This is a genomic window from Hyella patelloides LEGE 07179 (assembly GCF_900659865.1).
GTDB classification, from domain to species: domain Bacteria; phylum Cyanobacteriota; class Cyanobacteriia; order Cyanobacteriales; family Xenococcaceae; genus Hyella; species Hyella patelloides.
The window spans coordinates 1-4,229 of the sequence record NZ_LR214165.1; the positions used below are offsets into that span (position 1 = coordinate 1).

At 39.8% G+C, this 4,229-nt stretch carries 2 protein-coding genes; one reads left to right on the plus strand and one right to left on the minus strand.

What is annotated here, in order from left to right:
- Nucleotides 1-3,646: two-partner secretion domain-containing protein (locus H1P_RS31410; RefSeq protein WP_144875131.1), on the minus strand; the 3,646-nt coding region annotated here is incomplete at its 3' end.
- A gap of 434 nt (nucleotides 3,647-4,080) precedes the next feature.
- Between H1P_RS31410 and H1P_RS39125 the strand changes: the two genes are divergently transcribed.
- Nucleotides 4,081-4,206 carry a hypothetical protein gene (locus H1P_RS39125; RefSeq protein ID WP_281291271.1) on the plus strand — a complete coding sequence of 42 codons (126 nt, stop codon included), beginning with the start codon at nucleotides 4,081-4,083 and terminating at the stop codon, nucleotides 4,204-4,206.
- Nucleotides 4,207-4,229 lie beyond the last annotated feature (23 nt).

Below are 4,229 nucleotides of genomic sequence, written 5' to 3' on the forward strand. Positions count from 1 at the left end.
CACAACTATAAGGATTTTCAGGAGTTCGAGGGGAGATATTTTGATGGGGAACGGCGGTTAAAATCACAGTTCCGTCTTCTTGTTTCATGACTCCCCTAGCAATATAAATAGGTTCACCATTGTCTTTATATGCCACTGGCTGCACATGAGGTGGAATCTCGTTGGGGTCTAGATAATGACTATTATTGTGAGGTGTATCTGATGTTTCGGGTTCCCCATTGACAATTAAAGCATCACTATCAAAGGGTGCAGTGGGTTCTGGTGCTACTCCTCCTTTACCTTGAACTGCAAGACTAGAGACATCTTCGATATCTGATGCCGAACAAACATCCGATGTTGTAATAACCTCTGTGGAGACAAGGTTATCAGTTAATTCTGGGGTTTCTCGCAGGGGATTATTATCAGGGGTTTCGATAGTAACTGTACCATCTAAACCTTCAGTTCCCGAACTAGCATCAATGTCGTTAGTGCCATTGTTGTCAAACGCTCTACGTTCTTCAAGTCCGAATAGAGATTCTGCTGTGATGCTGATTGCACCACCTTGTCCTTGTTCGGCACTCGCAGTAATATCATTGCCGTCACCACCGCTAGGATAAGCAATAATAAATTCGGCATTGATATTCACATTACCACCAGAAGCCTCATCAATTGCTTCTGCTGATATCAAGCTGTTATTGCGTAAGATTAAATCATCGGCTATTTTCAGAGTAATATTACCCCCTTGTCCAAATGCAGTGGAGGCAAATAAAGAGCCTGAATCTAATGTTAAGTTGCTTGTTTGAATAAATAAATTACCACCAATGCCTTGACCTTCAGAATTGACATTAATTTCTGCACCATTAGTTAAGTTTAATTGTTTTACAAAAAACTGTTCGCTACCGATGTTAATATTTCCGCCCTGTCCTGTTGCACCTTCTCTGACTGAAGCAAAGAATCCAGTCTGAAAACCATTCTCTCCAGCATCTGTTTCAACATTATTAGCAAAGATGGATAAATCACCTGCATCTCCTCGACCAAAGGTAGAAACTGATACTCCTGCACCATTAGTTAAGTTTAATTGTTCCACGGGAGATTGTTCGCTACCGATGTTAATATTTCCGCCCTGTCCTGTTGCATCTTCTCTCACTTGCGCAAAGAATCCAGTCTGAAAACCATTTTCTCCACCATCAATGACAACATTATTAGCAAAGACGGATAAATCACCTGCATCTCCTCGACCAAAGGTAGAAACTGATACTCCTGCACCATTAGTTAAGTTTAATTGTTCCACGGGAGATTGTTCGCTACCGATATTAATACTTCCACCTTTTCCTCTTGCCTCTGTTCCTACTTGAGCAAAGAATCCCGTAAAAAAGCCATTTTCTCCACCATCGATGACAACATTGTCAGCAAAGATAGATAAATCACCTGCATCTCCTCGACCAAAGGTAGAAACTGATATTTCTGCGCCATTAGTTACAGATAAATTATCAGTAATAATTTCAACATCACCACCATTACCTTTAGCTTCGGCTAATCTGACTTCACTAGCAATGAAACTCCTAAATCCATCACTATCAAATCCATCTACAGAAATATTGTCAGCTTCAATGCTGACATCACCAGCATTTCCTAATCCCAAAGTAGAGGTGCTTATGAATCCACCATCTGCTACAGAAAGAAAAGGCGTAGATATAGTTATACTTCCTCCCTCTCCTCTTGCTCCTTCAAAATTATCTACTGTTGCAGTAATTTGACTGGGAAAAATGTCAGTAGAATTAGTAGAAGCAGAAAAACCTTCTCCTTCTAAAATTACTCTCTCGCTGGCTTCAATGGTAATATCTCCAGCATCTCCAATATTTTCTGTATCAGCTAGAAGTGAAGAGGCATCTTGAAGTACCAAAGAACCAGTTTTGATATTTATATCACCACCTTCTCCTATCCCTGTTCCTTCAGTAATTTCAGAAATAATAGTAGAGTTTACTAACTTGACTTCCTCCGCTACTTGAATATTAATATCTCCTGCATTTCCAGTTCCTGCTGTATTACTAAGAAGCTGAGCGCGATTGTTAATAGAGAGGGAATTGGCGTTTATTTCTATCCCACCACTATTACCATTTCCTCCTTCAATTACACGACTGAAAGCAGCACTGGGAATTGAATCAGTTTCGTCTCGTCCATCAAAAGAGACTGTATCTTGAGCATTGATGATAATTTTTCCTGAATTGCCTTGTCCTCGTACTTGCGATTGTATCTGAGATGAGTTTTTGACAAACAATGAGCCTGTATTAATTTCAACACCTCCACTATTGCCGACTGCACCAGAACCCACATTGCTAAATAAACGACCATAGCTCTCTAAATCACCATTACTCTCTTTATTCCCTAGAGACACTGATTCGCTAGCATTAATAGTAATTTTACCTCCGTTTCCTTGACCAAAAGTAGAAGTACTAATAAAACCGCCATCAGTAATAGATAATGATGCTGTCTTAATTTCGATATTGCCTGCATTACCTTGATTTTCCGTATCAGCTAAGAATGTCGAACCATTTTGAAGTGATAAAGAATTAGTACTGATATTAATATTGCCAGCATTACCAATTCCTCCAGTACTACTGACTTCAGTAAAAATGTCAGAATTGGACAATGTAATTTCTCGTGCTTCGATGAAAATATCTCCTGCATTTCCTACTCCAGAAGTTCTGGTATCTAAAGAAGCACCATCGGTTAAAGTTACTGATTCATTGGCATTGATAATAATATCTCCTGCTCGAACATCAGCAGAAGTCGAATTGGGGGCAATTCCCGATATAATTGAACTGCTATCTAAAGTTAAATCTTTTGCTGTGACGCTTACGCTTCCTCCACCAGTAGCAGTGACATCAACCACTGCTGTATTCTGCAATGTAATATCTCCAAAAGAATTTATCTCGCCGTAATCTAGTGCAAAGCCAGTATCTGTTTCTGTAATACCGACTTCTCCTGCACTCTTCACGCTACCAATTTCAAGATGACCGCCTTTTGCTGTTAAATTACCATCATCTAGTAGAACATCACCACCAACAAGAGCTAAGGTTTCACCATTTGCTACTTGTAAACCTACTGCACCACCAGTAATATTAGTCTCCCCATTGGGATTTTGACCTACAGAGGTATTAACAATTTCTCCTGGATTATCTCGAAACCCTAAACCAATGGGTGCGTTAACCGTAATTAAAGGCGGATTATCTAAATCTGTCGCACTAAATTCTCCATCGGGAAAAATGATACTATCGGCGGTACTGCCATAAAATGAACCACCTAGTTGTAATCTGGCATCATTACCAAAGACAATTCCTGCGGGGTTGATGAGAAATAAATTAGCTGCACCGTTAGCACGAATTAAACCATTAATATTAGAAATATTGCCCCCTGTAACGCGGGAAAAAATATTAGCTATCTCGCTAGTATTATTAAAAAATGCCTCACTTCCTGTGGGAATCGAAAACTCCCCAAAGCTATGAAATAAGTTACCGCCAGAGCGATTGCCATCATCAATGCGTACTCCTGTTTCTGTAGGAGTTACTGTTGTGGAAGTTGCGCCATCCACTGTTATTTGAGCAGAAGCATCAAGAGTCAATAACAGAGGAAATAAGAAAAATACTGTCTGAGAAATCTCTTTCATCTTTGAGTCCACCAAAATAGCTTCCTATACGGAGATAGTACTACATTCTGTTGATTCAACCGAGTTCTATTAAGTATTTGACTACACCTGAGATTAGCTCAAAAACCAAGAGCCTTAAAACACCTCAAAATATCAAGAATTTTGCAGTGTTTCCCCCTTCTAATACTAAATCCGATTGATCTAAGTCATGTACAATTAGCCACCCGAAGACCGTTAGTTTTTCTCCATTCGGCGATCGCTATTGCCCTTATTGGTGTTGTTTTTTTCATCAACTAGCTACTCAATGGATGCAGCGAGTTTACAGCTTCGGCATCAACAGCAAGAGCGTTGGTGATGATTGTGCTAGAGAATGGAAGTCTCAGGAGAAGGCTGTCTAAAATGCCCGTTGCTATTGTTGCCTTGGTTAGTTGTTTTCTCTTTGGAGCTATCTTTATGTGGTCGATTCTCTCTGGGATGTTTTGGGCTGTGATAGCTGGTGTGATGGTTTTTCTCTTTTTGCTCCCGATCTTATCTTGGTAGTCAAAAAAGAGTGGAACAATAATAGAGGGGATTCACTATAATAGAACTTACGCATTGACAAAAA